The organism is Latilactobacillus sp. VITA-14, assembly GCF_046580785.1.
GTDB lineage: Bacteria > Bacillota > Bacilli > Lactobacillales > Lactobacillaceae > Latilactobacillus > Latilactobacillus curvatus.
Genome location: NZ_JBJKTM010000012.1, coordinates 43,106 through 66,755 on the forward strand (window position 1 = coordinate 43,106; position 23,650 = coordinate 66,755).

Annotated in this window: 25 protein-coding genes; 5 read left to right on the forward strand and 20 right to left on the reverse strand. The window is 42.5% G+C overall.

Features of this window, described 5'->3' with window-relative positions; translation table 11 throughout:
* Positions 1–111: 111 nt before the first annotated feature.
* Positions 112–1,062: a diacylglycerol/lipid kinase family protein gene (locus tag ACF1X7_RS06440; RefSeq protein ID WP_221276673.1), complete on the forward strand. Its 951-nt coding sequence runs from the start codon at positions 112–114 to the stop codon at positions 1,060–1,062.
* 161 nt (positions 1,063–1,223) lie between these two features.
* Here the strand turns inward: ACF1X7_RS06440 and eis are convergent, their stop codons facing one another.
* From eis to larA, 15 genes are all read right to left on the reverse strand, one after another.
* The gene (gene eis, locus ACF1X7_RS06445) at positions 1,224–2,435 is read right to left on the reverse strand and encodes an enhanced intracellular survival protein Eis (RefSeq protein ID WP_039098715.1); all 1,212 of its coding nucleotides are present in this window, start codon (positions 2,433–2,435) and stop codon (positions 1,224–1,226) included.
* Positions 2,436–2,477: 42 nt separating this feature from the next.
* Positions 2,478–5,009, reverse strand: a complete 2,532-nt coding sequence (locus tag ACF1X7_RS06450) for an ATP-dependent RecD-like DNA helicase (protein WP_411162565.1) — start codon at positions 5,007–5,009, stop codon at positions 2,478–2,480.
* Positions 5,010–5,012: 3 nt separating this feature from the next.
* Positions 5,013–5,672 (reverse strand): tetratricopeptide repeat protein, encoded by a 660-nt coding sequence (locus ACF1X7_RS06455; RefSeq protein ID WP_064777090.1) that lies wholly within the window; start codon positions 5,670–5,672, stop codon positions 5,013–5,015.
* Positions 5,673–5,683: 11 nt separating this feature from the next.
* Positions 5,684–6,343 (reverse strand): histidine phosphatase family protein, encoded by a 660-nt coding sequence (locus tag ACF1X7_RS06460; RefSeq protein WP_069468262.1) that lies wholly within the window; start codon positions 6,341–6,343, stop codon positions 5,684–5,686.
* Positions 6,344–6,598: 255 nt separating this feature from the next.
* The gene (locus tag ACF1X7_RS06465) at positions 6,599–7,933 is read right to left on the reverse strand and encodes an FAD-dependent oxidoreductase (protein WP_411162566.1); all 1,335 of its coding nucleotides are present in this window, start codon (positions 7,931–7,933) and stop codon (positions 6,599–6,601) included.
* A gap of 280 nt (positions 7,934–8,213) precedes the next feature.
* Complete coding sequence (gene mnmA, locus ACF1X7_RS06470; protein ID WP_107504406.1) at positions 8,214–9,353, reverse strand: tRNA 2-thiouridine(34) synthase MnmA; 1,140 nt, start codon at positions 9,351–9,353, stop codon at positions 8,214–8,216.
* Between the two features lie 181 nt (positions 9,354–9,534).
* Positions 9,535–9,882, reverse strand: coding sequence for a DUF1831 domain-containing protein (locus tag ACF1X7_RS06475; RefSeq protein WP_004270492.1), 348 nt, complete (start codon positions 9,880–9,882; stop codon positions 9,535–9,537).
* A gap of 57 nt (positions 9,883–9,939) precedes the next feature.
* Positions 9,940–11,103 carry a cysteine desulfurase family protein gene (locus tag ACF1X7_RS06480; RefSeq protein ID WP_411162567.1) on the reverse strand — a complete coding sequence of 388 codons (1,164 nt, stop codon included), beginning with the start codon at positions 11,101–11,103 and terminating at the stop codon, positions 9,940–9,942.
* Between the two features lie 139 nt (positions 11,104–11,242).
* Positions 11,243–12,079: an ATP-dependent sacrificial sulfur transferase LarE gene (larE, locus tag ACF1X7_RS06485; RefSeq protein ID WP_221276675.1), complete on the reverse strand. Its 837-nt coding sequence runs from the start codon at positions 12,077–12,079 to the stop codon at positions 11,243–11,245.
* Between the two features lie 24 nt (positions 12,080–12,103).
* Positions 12,104–12,409 carry a hypothetical protein gene (locus ACF1X7_RS06490; protein ID WP_004270481.1) on the reverse strand — a complete coding sequence of 102 codons (306 nt, stop codon included), beginning with the start codon at positions 12,407–12,409 and terminating at the stop codon, positions 12,104–12,106.
* 20 nt (positions 12,410–12,429) lie between these two features.
* Positions 12,430–13,143 (reverse strand): D/L-lactic acid transporter LarD, encoded by a 714-nt coding sequence (gene larD, locus ACF1X7_RS06495; RefSeq protein WP_004270477.1) that lies wholly within the window; start codon positions 13,141–13,143, stop codon positions 12,430–12,432.
* 63 nt (positions 13,144–13,206) lie between these two features.
* Positions 13,207–13,692 (reverse strand): nickel insertion protein, encoded by a 486-nt coding sequence (gene larC / locus ACF1X7_RS06500; protein ID WP_052202713.1) that lies wholly within the window; start codon positions 13,690–13,692, stop codon positions 13,207–13,209.
* Positions 13,674–14,525 (reverse strand): LarC family nickel insertion protein, encoded by an 852-nt coding sequence (locus tag ACF1X7_RS06505; protein WP_411162568.1) that lies wholly within the window; start codon positions 14,523–14,525, stop codon positions 13,674–13,676. The genes larC and ACF1X7_RS06505 overlap by 19 nt, the downstream gene beginning before the upstream one ends.
* Positions 14,522–15,304: a nickel pincer cofactor biosynthesis protein LarB gene (gene larB, locus ACF1X7_RS06510; protein ID WP_064777085.1), complete on the reverse strand. Its 783-nt coding sequence runs from the start codon at positions 15,302–15,304 to the stop codon at positions 14,522–14,524. The genes ACF1X7_RS06505 and larB overlap by 4 nt, the downstream gene beginning before the upstream one ends.
* An 11-nt stretch (positions 15,305–15,315) precedes the next feature.
* On the reverse strand, positions 15,316–16,590 hold the full coding sequence (gene larA / locus ACF1X7_RS06515; RefSeq protein ID WP_039099459.1) for a nickel-dependent lactate racemase: 1,275 nt from the start codon (positions 16,588–16,590) through the stop codon (positions 15,316–15,318).
* A 232-nt stretch (positions 16,591–16,822) separates the two neighbouring features.
* On the opposite strand from larA, the gene ACF1X7_RS06520 reads away from it, so the two are divergent.
* From ACF1X7_RS06520 to ACF1X7_RS06535, 4 genes are all read left to right on the forward strand, one after another.
* Positions 16,823–17,488 carry a Crp/Fnr family transcriptional regulator gene (locus tag ACF1X7_RS06520; protein WP_039099460.1) on the forward strand — a complete coding sequence of 222 codons (666 nt, stop codon included), beginning with the start codon at positions 16,823–16,825 and terminating at the stop codon, positions 17,486–17,488.
* Positions 17,489–17,585: 97 nt separating this feature from the next.
* Positions 17,586–18,593, forward strand: a complete 1,008-nt coding sequence (gene cbiM / locus ACF1X7_RS06525) for a cobalt transporter CbiM (RefSeq protein WP_411162569.1) — start codon at positions 17,586–17,588, stop codon at positions 18,591–18,593.
* A gap of 76 nt (positions 18,594–18,669) precedes the next feature.
* The gene (locus tag ACF1X7_RS06530; protein WP_039099462.1) at positions 18,670–19,386 is read left to right on the forward strand and encodes an energy-coupling factor transporter transmembrane component T; all 717 of its coding nucleotides are present in this window, start codon (positions 18,670–18,672) and stop codon (positions 19,384–19,386) included.
* Between the two features lie 4 nt (positions 19,387–19,390).
* Positions 19,391–20,116 (forward strand): energy-coupling factor ABC transporter ATP-binding protein, encoded by a 726-nt coding sequence (locus ACF1X7_RS06535; protein WP_411162570.1) that lies wholly within the window; start codon positions 19,391–19,393, stop codon positions 20,114–20,116.
* A 38-nt stretch (positions 20,117–20,154) separates the two neighbouring features.
* On the opposite strand, the gene ACF1X7_RS06540 is transcribed toward ACF1X7_RS06535, so the two are convergent.
* The 5 genes from ACF1X7_RS06540 to ACF1X7_RS06560 all read right to left on the reverse strand — a co-directional run bounded on the left by ACF1X7_RS06540 (position 20,155) and on the right by ACF1X7_RS06560 (position 23,353).
* Positions 20,155–21,126 carry a S66 peptidase family protein gene (locus ACF1X7_RS06540; RefSeq protein WP_411162571.1) on the reverse strand — a complete coding sequence of 324 codons (972 nt, stop codon included), beginning with the start codon at positions 21,124–21,126 and terminating at the stop codon, positions 20,155–20,157.
* Between the two features lie 135 nt (positions 21,127–21,261).
* Positions 21,262–21,402, reverse strand: a complete 141-nt coding sequence (locus ACF1X7_RS06545; protein WP_172821856.1) for a hypothetical protein — start codon at positions 21,400–21,402, stop codon at positions 21,262–21,264.
* Between the two features lie 8 nt (positions 21,403–21,410).
* Positions 21,411–22,055 (reverse strand): DsbA family protein, encoded by a 645-nt coding sequence (locus ACF1X7_RS06550; RefSeq protein ID WP_064777081.1) that lies wholly within the window; start codon positions 22,053–22,055, stop codon positions 21,411–21,413.
* A gap of 15 nt (positions 22,056–22,070) precedes the next feature.
* Positions 22,071–23,015, reverse strand: a complete 945-nt coding sequence (gene trxB / locus ACF1X7_RS06555) for a thioredoxin-disulfide reductase (protein WP_064777080.1) — start codon at positions 23,013–23,015, stop codon at positions 22,071–22,073.
* Positions 23,012–23,353: a thioredoxin family protein gene (locus tag ACF1X7_RS06560; protein ID WP_411162572.1), complete on the reverse strand. Its 342-nt coding sequence runs from the start codon at positions 23,351–23,353 to the stop codon at positions 23,012–23,014. The genes trxB and ACF1X7_RS06560 overlap by 4 nt, the downstream gene beginning before the upstream one ends.
* Between the last annotated feature and the right edge of the window lie 297 nt (positions 23,354–23,650).

Sequence of the window (23,650 nt, forward strand, 5' to 3'; positions counted from 1 at the left end):
ATATATGACCTGGCGCTTTTTTTATTGTTTAATGCAAGTTTTTATTGTCAACATTTGGTAAAAACCGCTATAATATACAACAGATTACTTTTTCTGAAAGGCGGCTTGTTCATGCCCTCCAATCCCCATTTTTACATCATTTTAAACCAAGTTGCCGGTACCGGTCAGGCAGCGAGTATCTGGCCTAAAATTGAAACTCAATTAAAACAAAAACAAATTCACTATGACCTTCAACTCTCCCACTACGCAGGTCACACGACCCAATTGGCCTTCCAATTTGCAAAGTTTAAGTACACGGATCAAATTTTATTAATTATTGGTGGAGACGGCACGCTCAATCAAGCCATTAATGGTCTCCAGAATGCTCAGCGCGGCGATATTCCGATTGCTTACATTCCTTGTGGATCGGGTAATGACTTCGCCCGTGGTGTCGGGATTAGTCGTGATCCATTGACCGTACTCGAACAAATCTTGTCGGCCACAATGCCAACTGCCATCGATTTAGGTTATTATCATGACACAACGAAGAACGACCATGGCTACTTCGTTAACAATGTGGGGATTGGTTTTGATGCCAACGTGGTCAGCACCACCAATCATTCAAATCATAAACGACTTTTAAATCGATTGCACTTAGGCTCATTAGCTTACATCAGCTCATTGGTTAAAGTTTTTATGCACCAAGATGCATTTGAAGTCACCGTCACGGCTGATCACCAAAATCATTATTTTAAACGTGGCTTTTTAGTGACCACCACTAACCATCCCTACTTTGGCGGAGGGGTCCCCATCATGCCTAGCGCAACGGTCGACAACCATCAACTTGATTTAATTGTGATTGAAAAATTGAATCCCTTTTTCTTTTGCTATCTTTTTGTGATGATGTTGTTTGGTCGGCACACACGCTATCAAGCGGTGCATCACTTTGAAGGAACCAACTTAGCGATTCAAACAAAAACATTAGAATTCGGGCAAATGGACGGTGAAGAACTTGGTAGCCGGACATTTGATATTCACTACAGTCTTAAAAGCCAGGCATTTTGGCTAAAGAAGCAAGCATAAATAAAAGGCGCTGCCTCCAAGTTGGGGGCAGCGCCTTTTAACGTGCTCTTCAAATCATGTTCCTGTGCCTAGCAACACAAGTCAACCGATTGCTTTCAGCAATCATTCGCATTGTTAAGCTAGTGCTCAAAAGTTGACCAAACTTGAATGCACTCATTTCTTTAGAAGTAATCCGAGAAGTATGGTTGGTCCATTGGAATAATATTCTCGAGATTTTTTAGTGCTTGTCGGTTGGCTTGGAGTCTTTCAATCTTTGCCAAGTATGATGGGCGTCGATAGCTCATCAGCATTGTTGTTAGTGTCTGGATGTCGCATTGAATTCGTTCACCGACTGGGCGACTTGTGACCTGCACTTTTCCTTGTTCATCCCAATAAACGCCAAACGTACCGTTATTCCATTCAGCTAATGGATCGGTCAATTCAATGTGGAATGCTTGCCCGTCCGTTTCAAACGGATAAGCCAACAAGAATTCACGCACATCAACAATCCGCGCCATAAAATATGGCTTAATCGTCTGGTCAATATCACCATCTTCTAATAAGAATGAAATCGGTTCATCCTGATATTGATTACCCTTGACATGTTCAATCATTGAATAATGCGCGCCAATGAAGTTCCACAGACCAATCCGTGCTTCTTGATTAAGATAAATCATTTCTTTAATATGGAAGACTTCGTTGGCAATCCAGTATAAAACATAGCCGGTGGGTTGTTCATTTTCATCATAATAAACACCAGCAATCCGTTCTTCTTCATTTTCCCAACGCCAATATTCATCCCAGTTCAGTTCGTTACGAATCATTGCACCGTGATTTTTTAGTGCAAACCGTTGATACGTTTTAATCACGTCTTCATCGTCAATATCAAGGCGTTCAACGTGCCCATTTACCGGCCGTTGCTTAGGTAATTGGCTATCACGAATATCATAAGTTAGGTGATCAGACATGATCTCCCACCCTTTCTTACGATAAAACGGAATGCTGTATGGATATAAATACGATATCCACTGCTTATTCTCACGCATCTTGTTCAAGCCGACTTTAACCAAGTCATGCATCAAACCATGACCGGCATATTCCGGGTAAGTCCCGACACCAGTCAAACCACCCATGTTAAATACCTGGCCATGAATGTTCACGCGGCAATGATAGATGGCTAATTGTGAAATCAGTTCGTCCCCATTGAACCATCCGATTACGTCAGATTTTTCTAATACGGGACGTTTGGCGCGTTCTAATTCGCCCTCTTCGTAGCCACTATCAGAAACTTCCTGATCGGTGACTTGAAAAACATACCGTAATAAGTCATTAAATTGTTCTAAATGTTCAATTGTCACGGGTCTAATCTCTAAATTAGATCGCTGGTCAACCATTGTTTCGCCTCATTTTTCGTTAGTTGTTTACCCTATTATACACTATTTTGATTTCGGCATAAAATCGTACGGTGTCACCCCGGTCATCCCAATCATTGGATCCACTTGCTGTTGCGTTAGAACAGTCGGTGTTAAGACATAACTGATTGGCGTTTCTTGTATTGCGTCGTCGTCTTCTGGCACTAAGTTCAGTTGTTCATCAACAGCCGTTTCTGGCGCACTTGGTGGTGCCGGCTGGTCAACAATTGTTTTGGCTTCTGTCTGCCCCACACTGGCCGCCTTAATGGCGGTGCTGAGTTGTTCACCGTTAAAGACACTTTGAATCCGTTCTTTTAACGTCGTTTGCCGATTGGCCGAAAGTTCCTGAGCTGCTTTTTGGAAAGCACTCGGTTCACCAATCAGAATCAACAATGATTTAGCCCGCGTGACTGCTGTGTACAGTAAGTTTCGCTTGAGCATTCGTTGGTATTGATTGACCAATGGTAGAATCACCATTTCAAATTCAGAACCTTGCGCCTTATGAATCGACGTACAGTAAGCCAATGTAATCTTGTGCCACTCACTCCGCTTATAGGTCACTTCTGCACTATCAAAAGCAATGGTGATCTCGTCAACCTTGTCCGCACTCTTTTTAGCATAGGTAATCCCCGTAATCTGCCCGATTTCACCATTAAACACATTTTGTTCCGGACTATTGACCAGATGGAGTACTTTATCGCCAATACGGTAGTGAACGTTACCAATACTAACTTGTTTTTTGCGGTCATCTAGCTTTGGATTCATGATATTTTGAATCATCGGGTTTAACTGATCAATTCCGGCTGCTCCTTTGTACATCGGCGCTAGCACTTGAATGTCCTTAGTTTCAAAACCACGCACTTTGGCCTTAGTAACGACTTGTTCAATCACCGATTCAATTTGATACGGATTACATTGAATGAAACTGCGGTCTTTTTGCGGCTTCAACAAATCCGCTGGCAGTTGGCCTTGATTAATTTCATGCGCCAACGGAATAATCGTTGACTGGTCATCTTGCCGATAAATACGTTGTAATTCAACCGCTGGAATAACCTTACTCTGCAATAAATCAAAGAAAACTTGCCCTGCCCCGACGGATGGTAATTGATCCTTATCCCCAACCAATACAACCTGCATATGACTGGGCACCGCCCGTAGTAATGAGCGAAACAAGTAAGTATCGACCATCGACATTTCATCAATAATCAATAGGCCGCCTTCCAATTCTTTGTTACCGGAAACATCTGGATTATTTTCGCGGCCAGTGATTCCGAGTAAGCGATGAATTGTACTAGCAGGCAAACCCGTTGTTTCACTCATTCGTTTTGCGGCCCGACCTGTTGGAGCGGCCAATAAAATCGGAAACGGCGTGTCTTTGTACTCATTAATATCTAATGACAGCCCGTTTAATTCAGCGTATAACGTCACGATTCCGTTAATAATCGTCGTTTTCCCAGTACCAGGTCCTCCGGTTAATAAGAACGCCCGGTGAGTCATCGCAAGCTTAATCGCCTCTTTTTGTACGTCATCGTATGTCATCTTAAACCGTTTTTCGAGGTGGCGAATTTCTTGATCTAGATCATGTTTAGGATAGCTAAGTTGATCGCGTTCATTTTCAATTCGCATTAAATGGTTCGCAATTTGCCACTCCGCATTAAATAACCCATTCGGATAAATCCGATTCTCATCACCAACGACTTTCCCATCATGTGCAAGTGCCATCAGTTGTTCAGCCACCAAGTTCGGATCAATGGCAACATTGCGTGCTTTTTCCATCAACTCAATACTAGCTGCCAATAACGGCTTGGCCTGGGTATAGGTATCCCCAGCTTGATTGGTCAACTCATTTAACGCTTGCATTAAAGCCCCTTGCACCCGCACGGCTGAATCAGCGGCAAACCCGAGGGTCTCCGCTAAATTATCTGCACGTTTAAAGCCAATCCCAGCAATGTCAGCCACGAGTTGGTACGGATTTTCTTGGATAATCTTCAGCGTATCTTCATGGTAGGTCTGATAGATGTTATAGGCCATCGAGCTCCCAAAACCATAGTTGTTTAAACCAATAATAATCTGTTCCATCCCATTATTAATCGTCAGCGTTTCAACGAGTTGTGCTTGTTTCTTCGCATTTAGCCCCAATGGTTCTAACGCCGTCGGATCCTCTAATATTTTATCAATCGCGTCAATTCCAAGAGTATCCACGATTTTTTCGGCCGTTTTCTGCCCAATGCCTGTGAATTTTTCGCCAGACAAATAAGCGACTAAGCCGGCCTTAGTCGTTGGTTGGTCCACTTGGTAATTATCGGCTTGAAACTGTTTGCCATATTTAGGATGAGTGACCACTTTGCCATAGAAGGTATATCGTTCATCTTCTTTAATGTCGCCAAAACTCCCGGTCACCACAATTTCTGTTTCGTGCCAGTCAATCGTCTTATATGCTACTTTAACGAGTAGAATTTTAAAAAAATTATCCGGGCTCTCATAGAAAATACTCTGGACGGTTCCGGTGACTGTTGGTTTGGTTTCGTCTGTTTTTGCTATATCCACAATCGCCATCCCTTATTCTTTTTGCTTTTTAGCCTGCGTGAAGCCTTCAATATCAATTAACTGTTGTTTATTCTTTTTAAAATAATCCGGTGCATAGTGCTTGGCTTGTTCGAAATAAGGCTCACTATCAGCGCCTAAGACCAGTTGCGTCAAGCCATACTTAAATAATACTTCACCATTTTGAGGTGCAATGGTCAATGCCTTTTTAAGGTAGGTCTGCGCTTGGTCAAAATCACCCAAGCTCGTTAAAATATCGCCCACTAAAAGATTGGCGTCTAGTTGGTCTGGTTCTTGTTCTTGAACGGTCAACGCGAACGCCAATGCCCGTGGATTCTGTTCGAGTTGATGATATGTCTGCGCAAGCATATACTGCGCATCTGTTGATTGTGAGTCTTGCACCAACTGCATGAACAAGGGCACCGCTTGTTGATAAGCTTCCGCTTGATAATAGAGTGTTCCTAATGCGTAAGTCAATGCAGCTTCATTAGGAAATTGCGTCAACGCTTTTTGCAAAAGTGCTTCAGCTTGTTCAAAATCTTTAAGCGTCGTTAAAAATGTCGCAAGGGTAACGTAAGCTTCAATGTCTTCTGAGTGATCTTGTAAATATTGTACGAGATCTTTAACAGCGGCTTCGTGGTCGCCAGCGGCCCATTTTGCTAGAATTGCTTGCACGTGATCATCTCCTATATCGTATCTGTTGCGGATAATTGCTTGCTGAGGAAGTGTGTATCATTCCACTTAATTAGTTTGAAAGATGCTCCTTGATCGTCAGTTGTCATCGTGGTCACAGATGAATTTGTCACACCGCCGTCTTTGCGGACCTGAGCCAATGGCGTCTTGAGTAAGGACTGCATCATCGCCACCATCGCTGCCCCATGGCTGACAATAATAATATGATCAGTCGGTTTAGCGGCCTTCACAATTGCGTCAATTGCCTGCGTCGTCCGTTCAATCACTTGTTCAAAGGTTTCCCCTTTAATCTCAGTTGGATCATACTCCGCTGGTGCTTCACGAAAGGCTTTCACGATTGTCGGATATTGTTTTTCGACTTCCGTAAAGCGCATTCCTTCCATTAGACCGAGATTAAATTCGTGGAGTGCATCAACAACCGTAATCGGAAAATCCTGCCCTAGGTCTCGTTTTAGCGCAGTAGACGTTACCTGTGTGCGTTTTAACGGACTCGTATATAAATGATCAAAATGAATGGGCTTTAAAAATGTGGCTAATTCTTCAATTTCAACGTAACTACTGTCTAATAATGGTGAATCACCGCGTGCACCTTGATAGCGGCCCTCCAAATTCCATTCAGTCTTACCGTGGCGGATAAAATATAAGGTTGTCATGCGTTCTCTCCTTAAAATAACTTACTTTTCATTATGAAAGAGTTACGCCCTAAATTCAAGTCAATCGACTAATAAAGCAAGCATTTTTCCTGTAAAACGCCATCAAAAAAACCGCTAGGATAAAAATACTTTTTATCCTAGCGGTTTCATCTATTAGTTGCTCTAAACGTGTTTCAGTAGGCATATTTCTGCGGTTAACCCTATTTGCCAAATCCAGTTAATCCTCAAAATATGAACGCTTACTTACACACTCTTTTATTTACTTTCTGCGACAGCTTGCATTGCAATTGCGTTGACGTAGTTGACTGGTTGATCGTAGTTTGGTTGGAAGAACATGTCAACCATTGCTAATTGATCAATCGTCATCTTCGTTTGAATGGCCATTGAAATGACGTTCGCTGCTTGAGCAATATCATACATACTTGTGAATGAACCACCCAATACTTGACGCGTCTTAGGATCCCACATTAAGTTCATCAAAACCGGTGTCGTGGATGGCATGAAATCAGGGCGGTAATCTTGTTCTAACGTTGTTGTAGCGACTTCAATCCCACGCACTTTCGCGCCTTCAACTGTTAGGCCACTCCCTGAATAGGTGCGACCAAATAATTCAACGGCAGAGGTTGCTTGCGTGCCCATGTATTTTTCAGTTGGTGTTTCGATGTTGCGGCCGATTAAAAGGCCTTGACGAACAGCGTTGGTTGCCAATGGAATGTAATCTGCTTTTTGCGTTGGATTGTAATGAACAGCTGCTGAATCGCCGGCTGCATAAACATCCTTAACAGACGTTTGCATGTATTCATCCGTCAAAATCGCACCGTTACCTAACATATCAACTTGCCCTTTGAAAAGGCCAGTATTTGGGCGGAAGCCAACACATAAAATTGCAATGTCGGCTGTGTATTCGTTCTTATCAGTTTTAACAGTGACTTGATCCGTCCCTGAGAAACTGACCACTTTTTCGCTAAGCGCGAGGGTTACACCGTGGTCACGGTAATCTTGTTCCACGATTTCTGAGATATTAGGATCGAAATTCTTGCCGAGTGCGTGTGGTAATGCATCGATTAATGTCACTTGCTTATCAGTTGTTGCATAGGCTTCTGCCAATTCGGCACCGATGTAACCTGAACCAATCACGATAACACTCTTCACATCTGGGGCGCTCTTCTTCAATTCATTGGCATGCGCCCAGTTCTTGCAGAGCTTAACGTTCGGATTGTCAATGCCTTCAATTGGTGGAATCACAGGTGATGAGCCTGTTGTGACGATGATTTTATCAAATTTTTTGGTTGTTTCTTCTTCCGTTACTAGGTTCTTAACGCGTAATATTTTTTGATCTAAGTCAGCTTCTAAAACAGTGTGTTGCATCTTCATGTGAGCGCCCGCTTGCGCTAACATTTCTGGATTTGAATAGAACATTTTCTGAGGATCGGCTACATGGCCGCCCACCCAAAGGGCAATCCCGCATGATAAGAATGATAAATTATCGTGTGTTTCATAAACCGTTACATCCCAATCAGGATGTTCTGCCAATGTTGCTTGTGTTGCAAATGTCCCTGCGTGTGTACAACCAATAACTGCTACTTTCATCATGTTACCTCCTAGAAATATCCAAAAAACGACGGTTAATCGTTGAGAATTTGTGAAATATTACGCAACTAGCGCGTAACTATATTGTACGCCACTTAGTTTCGAAAAGTCAACCGCCTCCAGCTATTAAATTAATTTCACAATCTAAAACGAATAACCACTTATGTTTTAAACGTTATATTGTGATTTTATTCTAAAAAAGGTCGTTGACCACTTATTGAACAAACCCACAAAAAAAGTGCTGATAAACATAAGTTTATCAGCACTTTTAACGATTAAATTAGATATATTGTAATACTTTCATGTCAGCATCATCGTTCGCAGCCTTATAAGCCACGTCAATTGTGCCGCCACCTAAACATTCTGCGCCGTCATAGAAGACAACCGCTTGACCAGGAGTAATCGCACGCACTGGATCATCAAAGACAACCGTTGCAGTTGTGTCAGATGTCATGTGGACGGTTACGCCGACGTCTTGTTGACGGTAACGGAACTTAGCCGTCACGTGGAAATCTGTCCCATGATCAACTGGTGTGATCCAAGAAATATTACTTGCATCTAATTGATCAGCATAGAGTAATTCATTATGGTAGCCTTGACCAACATATAAAATGTTTTTGTCTAAATCTTTACCAACAACGAACCATGGATCATTGGATTCGCCACCGCCACCGATTCCAAGACCGGAGCGTTGACCAATCGTGTAGTACATTAGACCGTCATGGGTGCCTTTTTCAAGACCGTCGACCGTCATCATCTTACCGGGTTGTGCTGGTAAGTATTCGCCTAAGAATTGCTTGAAGTTCCGTTCACCGATGAAACAAATCCCGGTTGAGTCCTTCTTCTTAGCAGTTGCTAAGCCAGCCTCTTCAGCTAACCGACGCACTTCTGCTTTTTGCATGTGACCGATTGGGAACATTGATTTTTGTAATTGATCTTGAGAAAGAGCGCTCAAGAAATAAGTTTGATCTTTATTGCTATCACCGCCACGCAACATGTGCGCGATGCCGTTATCATCGCGTTCAATCTGAGCATAGTGGCCCATTGCGATGAAGTCAGCGTCTAATTCCATTGCGTAATCTAAGAAAGCCTTGAATTTCACTTCTTTGTTACACATGACGTCTGGATTAGGCGTTCTGCCGTGTTTGTATTCGTCTAAGAAATATTCGAACACGCGGTCCCAATATTCTTTTTCGAAGTTGACGGAATAATAAGGAATGCCAATTTTAGAAGCAACCTTGGCAACATCCTCATAATCTTCCGTTGCGGTACAGACACCATTTTCATCTGTATCGTCCCAATTTTTCATGAAAACACCAATCACATCGTATCCTTGTTGCTTTAACAACAATGCTGTGACAGATGAATCCACCCCGCCGCTCATACCAACGACGACTCGTGTATTACTGTGGTCAACCACAATATCACCATCATTTCAAATAGATTCTAGTTTTCTACGATTTGAAGGTCGTGAATTCCAGTACTTACCATTATAGCAATCTTGGTTAATATTTCAAACTAAAACACTCACTTTTCATAAGTTAAACGTAAAAAAGCAGTTTACCTATCAAACTCCTGGTAAACCGCTCTTAAAACGTTATTTAGCCTTCTTTAATTAACACTTCACGTGCCACTAAGTTAGCAATAATAAAATTAAATTGTTCGACGTTTTCAGCATTCTTTTCACTCTTGAAAATATCGACTGGATGTAAGCCATCTGGAGAGGTGACAGACATCTTCAACGTCTGTAACTCTTTACCAATTGTCATCTTCAACTTAATCGCACTGTTAAATGGTGAATTAGGATCTAATGGCCGTTCCATCTGGAAGTTACCATTGTTTGTGGGCACAAAGCCAACATCTCTTAATGTGTATTTTTTAACGGCGGGATTGAGTCGATATTGCACCGTACTCCCCAAAACCGTTGCTGTTGTTTTTAATAAAGCCATCTGCCTAACCTCCATACACTGAATAAGTCTATTTTAGCACAAGCACGTAAACGCTGCCTACCCCTTAGCGGCTTGCTTTGCTAAATTGCGTTTCACAATCTTCGTGAGCGCTTCGGCAAAAGCAGCGACGTCTTCGCTCGATGTTTCGTGACCAAAACTAATCCGGATGCTTTCGGCAACGCGCGGGCTATCCTCACCATACATCGCGATCAACACGTGTGAGGGTTCCAAATCGCCAGCAGTACATGCCGAACCACCTGAAATTGCAAAGCCTGCTAAATCAAGATTCATCTGCAAGACATAGGTTGAAACACCTTTAATCCAGAGGTTCACAACATGCCCGACTTGATCAGCTTCTTCTGCGTTCAGCGCAAAATCAATGTCGTTGGCTTTTAAATCAGCTAGTAATTGCTGTTTGAATCCAGCATACCGTGCTTGTAGGTCTGCTTTAACCGCTGGGGTCAATAATTCAACTGCTTTCGCAAAACCAGCTACAGCGGGCACATTTTCAGTCCCTGCGCGGCGCTTCTTTTCTTGTTCGCCACCTAGGACAAATGATGGTAAATGAATCGCGTCGTTGACATAGAGGAAGCCGATTTGCTTAGGTCCATTGATCTTGTGGGCTGAAACTGCCAGTAAATCGATATTGTCAGCTTGCACATCGATATCTAATAAGCCATACGTTTGCGTAGCATCTGTGTGGAACCAGGCGTTTGAGTCGCGGACAAGTTCACCAATTTCGTGAATTGGCATATGACTGCCGACTTCGTTATTGCCCATCATAATCGATACTAGAATCGTTTCGGGCGTTAAAGCCGCCTTCAAATCTGCGAGATCAATCACCCCTTGTTCGTTGACGGGTAAGTAAATCACATCAAACCCTTGCGTTTCTAAATAGGCCATCGGTTTTAAAACGGAATGATGTTCAATTGCCGTTGTAATAATCCGCTTGCCTTCTTTAGCACGCAGTTTGGCTGTCTGAAGGATTGCCGTGTTATTACTTTCGGTTGCCCCACTCGTTAAGATAAGCTCGTTATCTTTCGCATGAATGCTCTGTGCCAAAGTATGGCGGCTGGTATCCAACACCGTGTGGGCTTGGCGCCCAAAATAATGGGTGCTCGATGCATTCCCGAAATCGGCCTGCATCTGTTCGGTCATCGTCGCAATGACTTCTGGGGCCATGGGTGTCGTTGCCGCGTTATCTAAATAAATATGTTTCACAATTTTTCGCCTCATTTTAAAAAGTATCTATAATAGTTTAACATAGTTCGCTTTTAAAGCACGGATAAACACTTTTCGCTACCAAAAAAGGCTGGGACAAAGATACCTTGTCCCAGCCTTTAAAACACTTAATCTCAGATTAAGCAGTCATTAAAGCTGCTTTTTGATCTGCTGTTAATGATTCATTCATCCGGCCACTCTTGAAACCAGCTAAATCAACCGTTACAAATTCAAAACCAGCTTGTTGTAATGCTTGGTTGATTTGTTCGCTGTGGGTTAAGAAGTCAGCAATTTGTGCTTCTGGGACTTCAACCCGGGCGATTGATTCGTGGTAACGAACACGAACCGTTGCAAAACCTAAATCACGCAAGAATTTTTCAGATTGCATCACTTGAGCAATTTTGGCTTCAGTTAAGGCTGTGTTATATGGAAAGCGTGAAGAAACTGAACAGCTCGCTACTTTATTCCAGTTATTTAAGTTTAATGTCTTTGCTAATTGACGGACATCAATCTTATAAAAACCAGCTGTTTGAAGGACACTTTCTGCGCCAGCTTCGTCACGGGCCCGTAAACCTGGACGGAAGTCGCTGTTATCATCCATGATCATACCATCTAAAACGTGGTCAAAGCCTTTTTCAGCAGCAATTTGGTTCAATTGTGTATAGAACATCTTCTTGCTGTAATACCATGTTTCTGGTGTGTTGTTGGCAATGTGTTCGTCAGATAAGTAGTTCAATGTTGTTGTTTCGACATTCGCGCCCATATCATGTGCCAAGTCGATGGCTTTGTTAAATTCTTCGTCTGTGAATAATTCTGAGTTAGCAACGACTGCTAAGACGTTTTCTTTGCCGAGTGTTTCTAAAGCCATTTTTAAAACTAATGTGCTATCAATCCCACCAGAAAAGGCAACAATCACTTTTTCCATTTGTTGTAAACTGACAGTTAACATTGCTTTTTTTTCAGATAATGTATTCATTGTTAAAGACTTCTTTCTATATCATTAGATTAATTGTTTTAAAGCTGTTAATTCATTTTGAATCCGATCGGCATACACCAAATCGTTATTATCTAAACTCTTGACGATCATCAAGTTTAAATGCGCGGCACTATCAACAAAGTTTTTGAAAGTTGATTGACTAGCGGTTTGTTGCGCGTCATCAAGGCTACCATAAAGTTGTTCTGCTGTTAAAAGCGCTTGTTGCGCTTCAATTAAACTGGTTGAGATTGTCCCCGGTTGTGAGGCATGAGCAGCGACTTCGAATAAGTCGACCATCATGTTTTGCGTTTGTTTAATTTGTTCACGCATGGTTGATTCCTCCGATTAAATTAGATGCCAAAGAAACTCCGCATAAAGAGTGCGGCACATAGACCACCAACAAATGGTGCAATTCCGGGCACGATAATCCCGTATTGCCAATCTGAGTTGGCTTTATTTTTAATTGGTAAAAGCGCGTGAGCAATTCTAGGACCCATATCACGCGCAAGGTTCATTGCAAATCCGGTAGGACCGCCCATCCCCATCCCAATTGCCCAAACAAGTAACCCAACTGCGATTGGTGCAATCCCAGGTGTCTTGATTTGTGTAATGGCGATAATTGATGAAATGAAAACAAATGTTGCGAAAAATTCAACGAAGAAGTTCCGTGGTAAATTCCGGATACCAGGTGCTGTTGAGAAGATGTTACGAACCGCAACAGGATCGACATTGCCTTCTGATGCTTTAAATTCATCAGCGTACATGATATAGACGATAACTGCACCGACAACCCCGCCCAAGACTTCAGCAACTGAGTAAGGGATAAACATTGCCCATGAAACGTTGCCTAAGATACATTGTGCTAACACCATGGCTGGGTTAATTGAAACATCTCCGAAAATGAATAATGAAACTGTAATCCCAAACCCCCATGTTGTAATGGCAAATAAATGACCTGAGCCACGATACTTTGAACCTTTGAGGACTTCATCACTGTGAACCCCAACCCCGAAAATGATCATGAGCGCTGTGCCCATGAATTCTGCTAATAACTGATGAATCATGAATAAATTCCTCCAAATAATAACGATTTAATATCTAAATTTTGATAGCTTTAACGCGTTACATCAGGATAGACCCGACTCGGGCATACTCTGATAAACAGCAAGATAAACTTGATTAAGTGCCACGTCATGCGCCTTGGCGGCAGCTAGACAATCGTCGAACTCTGGACTATATTTTTCGAGATCGTCATAGTTCACGATTTTGACCCGAATATCGCCGAAGCGCGTGGCTACAGTGATAAAATGACGTGGCATAATGGTGCGCCCCATCGTCTGGTAACGCACACCAACAGTTGCTGTGTGTTTTAAGATCAGATAAGTCATGGCTTGTTGATCGGCTGGATGAATCATGACCGTTAGCTTAATTGCGGGCCGATTTTTCTTCATTTGAATTGGACTGAAAAAGGCATCGAGCGCCCCATTGTCCATCAATAAATCCAAAACCGGCGCTAAACTTTCTGCTGACTGGTCATCAATGTTGGCCTCCAACACTAAAATCTGATCGGCATCGGTTTTAACAACCTGTTGGCTTAGTTTTTTTTTTCGCACAACATCACGCGTAATGCATTGAGTTGCGGTGTTTCCCGATTACCAAAACCATAGCCGACTTTAATGATCGTTTGATCGTCTGGGATTGGACAGAATTGGTCGACAATCGTTTTGACAATCCCCATCCCAGTTGGCGTGATCAATTCGGTCTGCAAGTCTGGGTTTTGTTTAATTGGAATCGCACTACCGACGCGCATTTGCATCACAGCGGGGACTGGTACGGGCATCATGCCATGCGCGACTTTGATAAAGCCACTCCCATCCGTTAATTCGGATGAATAGACTTGATTAACTGCCAATAATTCGAGGGCGACAAACGCTCCAACAATATCGACGATTGAATCAAGCGCCCCAACTTCATGAAAATGAACATCACTTAATGGTAGGTCATGAACGACCGCTTCTGATTGCGCAATTTCTGTAAAAACTTGTTTGGCGTTCGTTTTAACATAATCGCTTAAATCACTGTGATCGATGATGGCTTCAATGTCTTTTAAATGTCGGACGTCATCACCATGGCTGTGCGTGTGTCCATTTGCGTGTTGATGCGTGTGTGCATGGCTAGCTGCGTGTGTATGCGGATGTTGATGCTGTGCCGGTGTTGTTTCAATAAAACCTTCATCCTTGTGCATGGCTTCTGGCAAATGGACGTCAAAATCGGTGCCATAAATACTACTTTTAGCAATCCGTTCTGCATGGAGGTGGTAGCCAGGGACATTCAACTTAGCCAATTCTGTTTCAAACTGTTTGAAATCAACCCCTAAATCGAGCAAAGCGCCGATGAACATGTCCCCACTAATTCCTGAAAATGCGTCTAAATAAAGAGTTCTCATTTGTCATCCTCCGTGTCACTTAAATGATTGATCATACTTGCTGAGTAGCCCGCACCAAAGCCGTTATCGACATTGACGACGGTAATCCCGGACGCACAACTATTGAGCATGGTCATCAGCGCTGTTAGTCCGCCAAAGTTAGTGCCATAGCCAATACTGGTTGGCACGGCAATCAAAGGTTTTTCGATCAACCCACCAACCACACTGGCTAAGGCCCCTTCCATACCGGCGACCACGATGACAACTTGGGCTTGGCGAATTTCATCCAAATGTTCAAACAAGCGATGAATGCCCGCCACACCAACATCATAGATTCGTTTAACTTGATTACCGTATACTTCTGCAGTGACCGCCGCTTCTTCGGCCACTGCCATGTCGGAAGTCCCCGCTGTGACAACGGCGATATAGTGATCCGTGGTTGGTAGTGGGTCAACCATCAGCACTACACATTGCGCCATTTCACAGTACATTGCTGTCGGTTCCGCTTCTTGAATCGCAGCGTACTTTTCTGGGGAAACTCGCGTACATAAAATATTTTCGGCATGTCGTTTTAACGAACCAATGATGCCAATGATTTGGTCCGCCGTTTTACCGGCGCCATAAATCACTTCCGGATAGCCATTGCGCTTTTGCCGACTTAAATCAACCTTGGCAAAGCCTAAATCATCAATGGTCTGCGCATGTGCCAGTTGCTTTGTTGCTTCTGTCACACTGACTTTTTGGTTTGCAACAGCTTCTAAAAGCTGTTGTAGCTCATTTGTTGTGTCCAAACTACTCATTCTTTCTATTGTTATTTCACAATAACCCCTAAACCATCAGGGATCACTGTCACTTTGGCATCTGCCCCTTCAATCTCGTAGGCCCGTTCTAACGCTGCATCTAAACTGGTTGCCAATTCCATATGCATGTCTGTAATTAATTGTGGATCAACCAAATCTGACACGAAAATCACATGATGTTGGACCAGAATCCGAGCCAAGATTTGTGATGTCCATTGATCAGGGACCGTTTCAAGCCGTGGTGTATTGATTGCTTGGTCTAAGAATTCTTTAGGATCCTTAACGTCAGCAATATTGTGATAGAACCCATCACCACCATGCCCGTCACGTGCACCAGCGACCATGATAATCACGCCACCTTGTTTGTTCGTCGCTTCAGCAGCAGTCATCCCTTTAACGGCTTGGTAAATATTTTGATCAAGTGGATAGCCACCATTTGTTGAAATGGCGATATCACAATCGATCTTGTCGACTTCTGATAAACTTTCAACGAAGTCACAGCCTTTTTTGTGCGCTGTTTCTAAATTACCGGCGAATGAACCGATGATGTGCTTGTCTTCATCTAAAACAACGTTCAAGATGAATTCAAGCCCAGCTTGTTTAGCGGCATAAACCATATCTTTGTGGACTGGGTTATGCATTAAATTCCCGGTTCTTGAATAGTGGGAATTGATGAATTCACCTGAGTGGTTGGCCATAATTGTTTTGTATGAAGCCACACCCGGTAAAACAGACTTCCGCCCGCCTGAGAAACCAGCGAAGAAATGGGATTCAATGAAACCTTCAGAAATCAATAAGTCAGCTTCAACAGCGACTTTATTGATAATGCAATCGCCACCTGATGGCAATTGACCGATTTTCACAACTGAGCTGTCATCGGTTGAAACATGCATGACGATTTCTTCATTTGCAACGATTTCTTCACCATATTTGTTAACCAATTCTTCGTGCGTTGATGGTCGATGAAACCCAGTCGCAACTAAAATCCGAATCCGTGCATCTGGTGCTACAGAACGAATCCGTCTTAGTAAAATCGGCGTGATGATATGTGAAGGAACTGGTCGTGTATGATCAGAACTGATAATCACGATATTCTTTTTCCCTTTAGCCAACTCTTCTAACTTAGGGCTATCAATGGGATTGTCCAATGATTTTTCAACCGTTTCGGCTTCGCTCATTGGATTTTGATACGTAGCAGCTTGTGAAACAAGCTTCCCGGCAAAATTCGCGTCTGCAATATTAGCCGTGATAATTTTTTGATCGTAAGGTAATTTAATGGCTACCAAACTATAGGACTTCCTTTCTCAATGCTGATTGAATGCTTTTTTAAAGCTACGTCCATAGTTATACAGATTTTCTGAAAAGGATGCGATATAATTTATGAACAACATTTCATTATTACTTTTAGGTGTAACAAATGATAACAACTTTATAGTCTTCAAAACGTATAATTTAGATTAAAGTTATTTAATGATTAGCAGATATAATAAATCAGCACAAAGGGTAGGCAGATGCATTATGGTTTTAACAGACATTGAATTTTTAATTAACTTTTTAGAGGAACGTCACGTCCCAGTGATTACCAAAAAGAAGCACACATACTTGACGTACCACGGTTTGGAAGAACGGTATACTTATATTCTGAAAAAAGGCGTGATTAAAAACTCGATCATTTTACAAGACGGTCGTGAATTCAATCTCTCTTACATTACCCAGCCGGATGTCATTTCACTTTTACGGGATGAAATTTCAAAATATACGGATCAACCGTTTAACGTTCGCGTTGAAACAGAGGAAGCAACTTTCTATCAGATTGACCGCGTGACCTTCTGGAACTACGTGAATGCCACCCCCGAGTTACAGAATTACGTTAAAAATTACTATCGTAAAAAATTATCCGAGAATATTTATCGCTTGCAAAAAATGGTAATGAATGGTAAAAACGGCGGGCTGTGTGCCTTCTTATACAGCTTAATTGATCTCTTTGGTAAGAAACGCCGCGATGGCATCCTGATTGACTTCGTCGTTACTAACGAAGACATTGCCGGCTTCTGCGGAATTAGCTCGCGCAGTAGTGTCAATCGCATGCTCAACCAACTCAAAAAAGACGGCGTGATTGAAACCACCGAGCATAAATTCTTAATCAAAGATGTCAGTTACTTGCTTGATAGTATCGCCAATTAGCGATTTGTTAACATATGTAAACATGATTCGTGATTGAAAACGGCTATGAGACGCGTAGCCTTAATAGTCGAGAACAAATCAGTGGAGGTTTTTATGTATGCATATTCCAGATAATTATTTAAGTCCCCAAACGTGTGCCGTGCTTGCAGCGGCCGCTATTCCAGTCATTGGCTTGGCACTCAAGAAAGTTAAATACCAAGTCACCGAAAAAAAAGAAACGGTACCCATGTTAGGGATTTCCGCTTCACTATCGTTTTTGATGATGATGTTTAACGTGCCAATTCCTGGCGGTACAACCGCCCATGCTGTTGGTGCAACCCTATTAGCGATTCTCATTGGGCCGTACGCCGCTAGTCTAGCTGTAACGATTGCACTCATCATGCAGGCCTTTTTATTTGGTGATGGTGGGATTCTTGCACTCGGGGCCAATATTTTCAACATGGCCATTATCATGCCATTTGTCGGCTATGGTCTCTATCGACTATTCCAAAAAGCACACCATCCCAAAGTGGGAGTCGTAGTTGGCGCATATCTCGGGATTAATGCCGCCGCATTAATGGCCGGTATTGAACTTGGTCTGCAACCGCTCGTTGCGCATAACGCAGCTGGCCAACCCATGTATGCCCCTTATCCGTTACACATTGCAATTCCAGCCATGTTGTTCGCTCATTTATTAGTCGCTGGTTGGGTTGAAGCCGGCTTTACCCTCGCCGTTTATCAATTCATTTGCCGGGTTGCACCTAACGAACTGTTCGTTGCACCACGTCAAACAGTTAATCCACAAACCAGCCGTCGCTTACATCACGCGCTTTACAGTTTCATCGGCCTATTGACTATCTTATCGCCGATTGGCCTATTAGCTAGTGGTACTGCTTGGGGCGAATGGAGCGCAAGCGAACTCATTGCACAACTCAAACATGATCACCTAGGTCACAGTCTACCAAGTGGTATGGCCCATGGCTTAAACTTTAATGCCCTCTTTAGTGACTACACAGTTGCTGGCGTTCCACTATCACTTGGCTACATCTTATCAGCGGTAACAGCCGTCATTGTTTTTTATCTTATCGGAAAACTGGTGATGAATCATTATTCAACCCAATCCTAAATTACCAACTTGGCTTCAAACAACGGAAGCTACGCCCAAAACGGTCGCGCAATTCGACCGTTTTTTAATTCAAAATTTGCGCTTTAGTGATCGTTTGCTGCGGCGCTTTAATCAAACAAAACCTCAACCTTTAATCGCCCATCAAACGCCTGGTATTCAACTGATTAGTTTATTGGTGACACTCATCATTCTCGTGTTAACCCATAGTCTACTTTTAATTTGGTTGATTGGTTTATTGACGTTAATTCGAATTTGCCGCTTACCAAGCCAGCATTTATGGCCGCTTTTTAAACGCGTCGGTGATATCAGTATCATTGCGATTTTATTAATTCTACCGAATTTTTGGCTCGGCCAAGTCGCCACAACGCTTTTATTTATCGTACGGACTGAAATCATGTTATTAAATATTGCTTTTTTTCTCGAGACGATCACTTGGCCCGCTTTTATTGTTGCTTTACGTCAATTAAGACTCCCCAGTCTGCTCATTTTGACACTCGAAATTAGTCTGAAATACAGCCACTTGCTCGCCCAATTTTTACAAGAATCCCTCTGGGCAATTCGGCTACGCTCAACTGGTAAAAGCCACCAACGGCAAAATTTAGTCGGTTCACTGATTGGCCGCCTCTACTTAAGTTCCCGCAACTACATTGCCGCGTTATACGATGCGATGATTCTCCGGGGCTACACCGGACAAGTCACCCGACGGACGCCGCTAACAGTGAATCGCTACGACTGGCGCTTAATCAGCTGGGATCTAGGGCTATTTTGCCTATTCTGTTTCATTCGGAGGTAATCAGATGCTGAATTTACAACACATTCACTACGCCTATACACAAACCGACAGTCTTAACGACATCTCACTAACCATTCAAGTAGGCGAGGCCGTCGCGTTTATGGGGCCTAATGGTTCCGGAAAATCGACGCTGTTTAAATTAATTAACGGTTTGATTCAGCCAAGCACAGGCCAATATTATTTTAAAGACCAACTTGTCGATGCCCGCTTCCTCAAAAAGCCTGCACAGGCGACTGCCCTCCACCGCGCAATCGGCTTTGTGTTCCAAAATAGTGACGTTCAATTATTTAACGAAACGGTGCGCGCCGAACTCGCTTTTGGTCCAGAACAGATGGGCTTAGACCCAGATGAAGTGCAAACCCGCGTTGACGATTGCCTCGCGTTGTTACAAATCGAACACTTAGCTGATCGCGTGCCTTATCAACTTTCCGGTGGCGAAAAAAAACTTGTCGCTTTGGGCAGTGTTTTAACGATGAATCCTGAAATAATTGTGCTCGATGAACCATTCAACGGCCTATCAGCCGCCTACCAAACGCTGATTATCCACTTGCTCCAACAACTCAATCAAGCCGGAAAAGGGATTTTAATTGCAAGCCACAACCTAGCTCAAGTCAAACAAGTCGCTAAACGGGTGGTCGTCTTTAATGAAGACCATCAAGTGACCCATGACCTACCACTCGCAAAACTTGAACAAGAACCGGAACTGCAACGAACTTTAGCATTACTCTAAAAAGAACGGCCAACTAATATAGTTGGCCGTTCTTTTTACTATTCCGGTTCAATTTGTAACCAGCCCTCTGTCGCATTGACCGTGATTGACTGTCCAATCGGTAATGTTAAAATCGGCTGCGTATGACCGACATTCACGTTGTACAAAACGGGGATTGTTTTCAAAATCGGAAACTTATTCAAAATAGCGATTAAATCTGTCTCACTCAGCGCGACATCGGTTGGAATGCGACCGATAATCAGGGCCTTTGGGTGTTCCATACTCTGTAACAACGCCGCCAAATTGCGTGAAAAATCAAACGGGTCTGACCCACCTGAGCACTCAATCAATAACACTTGATCATTATAATCCGGTTGATAGGCTGTCCCTTGTAATGTATAAAGTGTATTTAAATTACCGCCCACTAACGTCCCAGTTACACAGCCAGACGTATAACTCTGCCAACGATTAGGCTGGTAATCCCGCGCTGCATTCGGTAAGTACCACGCATCACTCGACCACTCTTTGGAAGCCGCCAACCGAATTGGTCCAGCTTCCTGCGTCATGACTTTTTGCCAATTATGCGCTTGATAATCGCCCAATTGATCTACCAATTTAAAAGAAATATAGGATGGTCCATAATACGTTATCAAGCCTGTCTTAGCTGTCATCGCATTTGCCAGCGCGCTAAAATCGGAATAACCGCAGATTATTTTAGGATGGCTTGCAATCAAATCAAAATCGATATAGGGAAGTAACTCATTGCTGTTATACCCACCAGTCACCGCTAAAATCGCTTTGACATTGTCATCTATGAAAGCAGCGTGCAAATCGGCAACCCGCGCTTCAATTGGACTAGAATTGAATTGGTCCATTACCAAGACATGCTGCCCAAACGTCACCTGATAACCAAGTGCACTCAATCGATCATTCGCCGGTTGATTAGCCACATATCCGCCAACACTTTGCAAACTATTACTAGGCGCGATAACACGAATTTCATCACCGGTTGTTAAACAGTTCGGTATCATCTAAATTCCACCATTCTCAACAAACAATTTTAATTAGTTTACCTGAATATACAAATTTAGACTACTATAAGACCCTATATTTTGCCAAAATATAGCCCCTTACCATTCGATTTTTCAATAGTAAGGGGCTCCATTTTAGCTAATCTTCTGGTTGTTATCATTTTCTTGATTATCGGTGTCCTGGTGATCTGCAATTAGGCAGCCATCCGAACCACAGATACCCGCTTCAGAATTATTACCGGTAATTTCAATTGTTTCAAACTGATTATCGATCATTGTTATTATTACTCCTCTAATTGAATTTGTTTAAGCGCCTTTACAAAAGCGTCATAGGGTTGTGCGCCACTAATCGAATATTTATTATTAATCACAAAATAAGGGGCGGCATGAATGCCTAACCGCTGTGCTTCATTTTCATCATCCAGTACCGCTTGGCGATAGTCATCTGAATTTAAAACCTGACTCACTTCATTTTTATCTAGGCCAACTTCAGTAGCAGCCGCTAACAAAACAGCATAATCCGCGATTGATTGCCCATCATTAAAGTAGACTTGATAGAAACGTTTGATAACATTCTCCATCAACGTTGGATTCCCCTTACTTTCCGCTAACTTAATCAATCGGTGTGCATCAACGGTATTCGTTGGGACCACGCGATTGATTGCCATTGGCAAGCCATCATCCTTAGCCATTTGTTCAATATAAGCCATTTGATCTTTTGCTTGTGCTTCCAGAGCCTGATTACCTTGCGTAAAGTGATTAATATAGCCTTCAGTTGTCTCTTTAGGAGCCGTTGGATCTAACTCAAAAGATTTAAATTCTAATTGTGTGTCATCGTAAATTCCAATTTCTTTCATTGCACGCTTCATCCGATTTGAACCGATATAACAAAAAGGACACGCGATATCAGACCAATACTTAATTTCCATTTCAATAACCATCCTCTATTGTTTAATTGTTGCCTCATAATTTAAGCGTTCGATATATTCAAAAGCATTTTGCCCAGCGATTCCGCCGTCCCCAACTGCCGTTGTAATTTGACGTAATTTTTTCTGGCGAACATCTCCAACGGCATAAATTCCAGGAATTGACGTTGCCATTTCGGTATCTGTCATAATCCAGCCAGCTTCATCTGTAATATTGAGCTTTTTAAACATTTGACTGTTAGGGACATTCCCAACATAAATGAAAACACCGGAAGTATTGATTACTTTTTCTTCCCCAGTTTGATTATCTAACATCCTAACCCCCGTCACATGTTGATCATCACCCATAATTTCAGTGACACCCGCATGCCACGTAAAAGCCATCTTATCATTTGCAAAGGCTCGGTTTTGAAGCACCTTTTGGGCGCGTAATTCATCACGGCGATGAACCACGTTAACATTCTTGGTAATATTGGCTAAATATAGACCTTCCGAAATAGCGGAATCACCACCACCAACTACCGTCACATCTTTATTTTTAAAGAAAGCCCCATCACAAACTGCACAATACGAGATCCCTTTACCAGAGTATTTTTCTTCCCCTAAAACCCCCAACTTGCGGTTCGTTGATCCTGTTGCAATAATCACTACTTTAGTTGTGAAATCATCACTATCAGTCCGAATATGCTTAGTCTGTTGCTCATCAATTGTCACCTCTTGAACATCGCCATAAACAAATTCGACCCCCGCATTAGTAGCAGTTTCATACATTCTTTCTCCCAATTCGGGGCCTTTAATCGACTGATAACCCGGATAGTTTTCAATATCATCTGTATTATTCATTTGACCACCATAAACACCACGATCAAGCATTGCTACTTTCAAATTAGCCCGTGCAGCGTACATCGCCGCAGTCATGCCTCCAGGTCCAGCACCGATTACAATAACGTCATAGTCCATCATTTGTCTGCACTCCCATTAGTCGCAATATTATTTAAAAATTGCTCAACTTCTGCTTTTGTTTTACGTTCTTTATTAACTAATCGACCAATTTCTTGACCATCTTGATAAGCGATAAAACTGGGAATGCCGAAGATATTTAAGTCCTGCGTTAAATCAATATTTTCGTCACGATCAACATGGATAAAGTGATACTCCGAAAAATCAGCCTCAATTTCTGGTAAGTGTGGCTTAATAAAATGGCAGTCGGGACACCAATCCGCCATAAAAACCAATACATATTTACCCTGTTTTAATTTTGTATCTAGCGCTATTTTACTCATAACCGATAATTTTTCCATTAGTGTTCCTCCACAGCATTTTCAAATTAAATCTATTCAACGTAATCATTGAATAGCTAAATGTTACCACTCATTTTATTTCTGTCAACTTTTAAACTCTAAAAAATACGGCCATTTTTTTAAAAACGACCGTATCTTGATATCCATTAACTTGGCAAATTCTATAATTAATCCGAACAGAAATTAAAAAGCCCAAAGCAATCACTTACAATGGTAGTAGCTAATTCCAACCAATATAGGGAGTGATTACTTTGGGTACATCTACTTTATCACGTTTTCAACGTGGCGCACTAGCAC

Bases quoted from the DNA above. Each gene is read 5' to 3' on its own strand.
- ACF1X7_RS06505 (WP_411162568.1), bottom strand. From the start codon at position 14,525: ATGAGAACTCTTTATTTAGACGCATTTTCAGGAATTAGTGGGGACATG.
- ACF1X7_RS06440 (WP_221276673.1), top strand. From the start codon at position 112: ATGCCCTCCAATCCCCATTTTTACATCATTTTAAACCAAGTTGCCGGT.
- trxB (WP_064777080.1), bottom strand. From the start codon at position 23,015: ATGATGGACTATGACGTTATTGTAATCGGTGCTGGACCTGGAGGCATG.
- ACF1X7_RS06540 (WP_411162571.1), bottom strand. From the start codon at position 21,126: ATGATACCGAACTGTTTAACAACCGGTGATGAAATTCGTGTTATCGCG.
- ACF1X7_RS06490 (WP_004270481.1), bottom strand. From the start codon at position 12,409: ATGCGTGAACAAATTAAACAAACGCAAAACATGATGGTCGACTTATTC.
- ACF1X7_RS06550 (WP_064777081.1), bottom strand. From the start codon at position 22,055: ATGGAAATTAAGTATTGGTCTGATATCGCGTGTCCTTTTTGTTATATC.
- ACF1X7_RS06520 (WP_039099460.1), top strand. From the start codon at position 16,823: ATGGTTTTAACAGACATTGAATTTTTAATTAACTTTTTAGAGGAACGT.
- ACF1X7_RS06450 (WP_411162565.1), bottom strand. From the start codon at position 5,009: ATGGCGATTGTGGATATAGCAAAAACAGACGAAACCAAACCAACAGTC.
- larB (WP_064777085.1), bottom strand. From the start codon at position 15,304: ATGAGTAGTTTGGACACAACAAATGAGCTACAACAGCTTTTAGAAGCT.
- ACF1X7_RS06460 (WP_069468262.1), bottom strand. From the start codon at position 6,343: ATGACAACCTTATATTTTATCCGCCACGGTAAGACTGAATGGAATTTG.
- ACF1X7_RS06535 (WP_411162570.1), top strand. From the start codon at position 19,391: ATGCTGAATTTACAACACATTCACTACGCCTATACACAAACCGACAGT.
- ACF1X7_RS06465 (WP_411162566.1), bottom strand. From the start codon at position 7,933: ATGAAAGTAGCAGTTATTGGTTGTACACACGCAGGGACATTTGCAACA.
- larE (WP_221276675.1), bottom strand. From the start codon at position 12,079: ATGAATACATTATCTGAAAAAAAAGCAATGTTAACTGTCAGTTTACAA.
- larD (WP_004270477.1), bottom strand. From the start codon at position 13,143: ATGATTCATCAGTTATTAGCAGAATTCATGGGCACAGCGCTCATGATC.
- ACF1X7_RS06545 (WP_172821856.1), bottom strand. From the start codon at position 21,402: ATGATCGATAATCAGTTTGAAACAATTGAAATTACCGGTAATAATTCT.
- eis (WP_039098715.1), bottom strand. From the start codon at position 2,435: ATGGTTGACCAGCGATCTAATTTAGAGATTAGACCCGTGACAATTGAA.
- ACF1X7_RS06475 (WP_004270492.1), bottom strand. From the start codon at position 9,882: ATGGCTTTATTAAAAACAACAGCAACGGTTTTGGGGAGTACGGTGCAA.
- ACF1X7_RS06560 (WP_411162572.1), bottom strand. From the start codon at position 23,353: ATGGAAAAATTATCGGTTATGAGTAAAATAGCGCTAGATACAAAATTA.
- cbiM (WP_411162569.1), top strand. From the start codon at position 17,586: ATGCATATTCCAGATAATTATTTAAGTCCCCAAACGTGTGCCGTGCTT.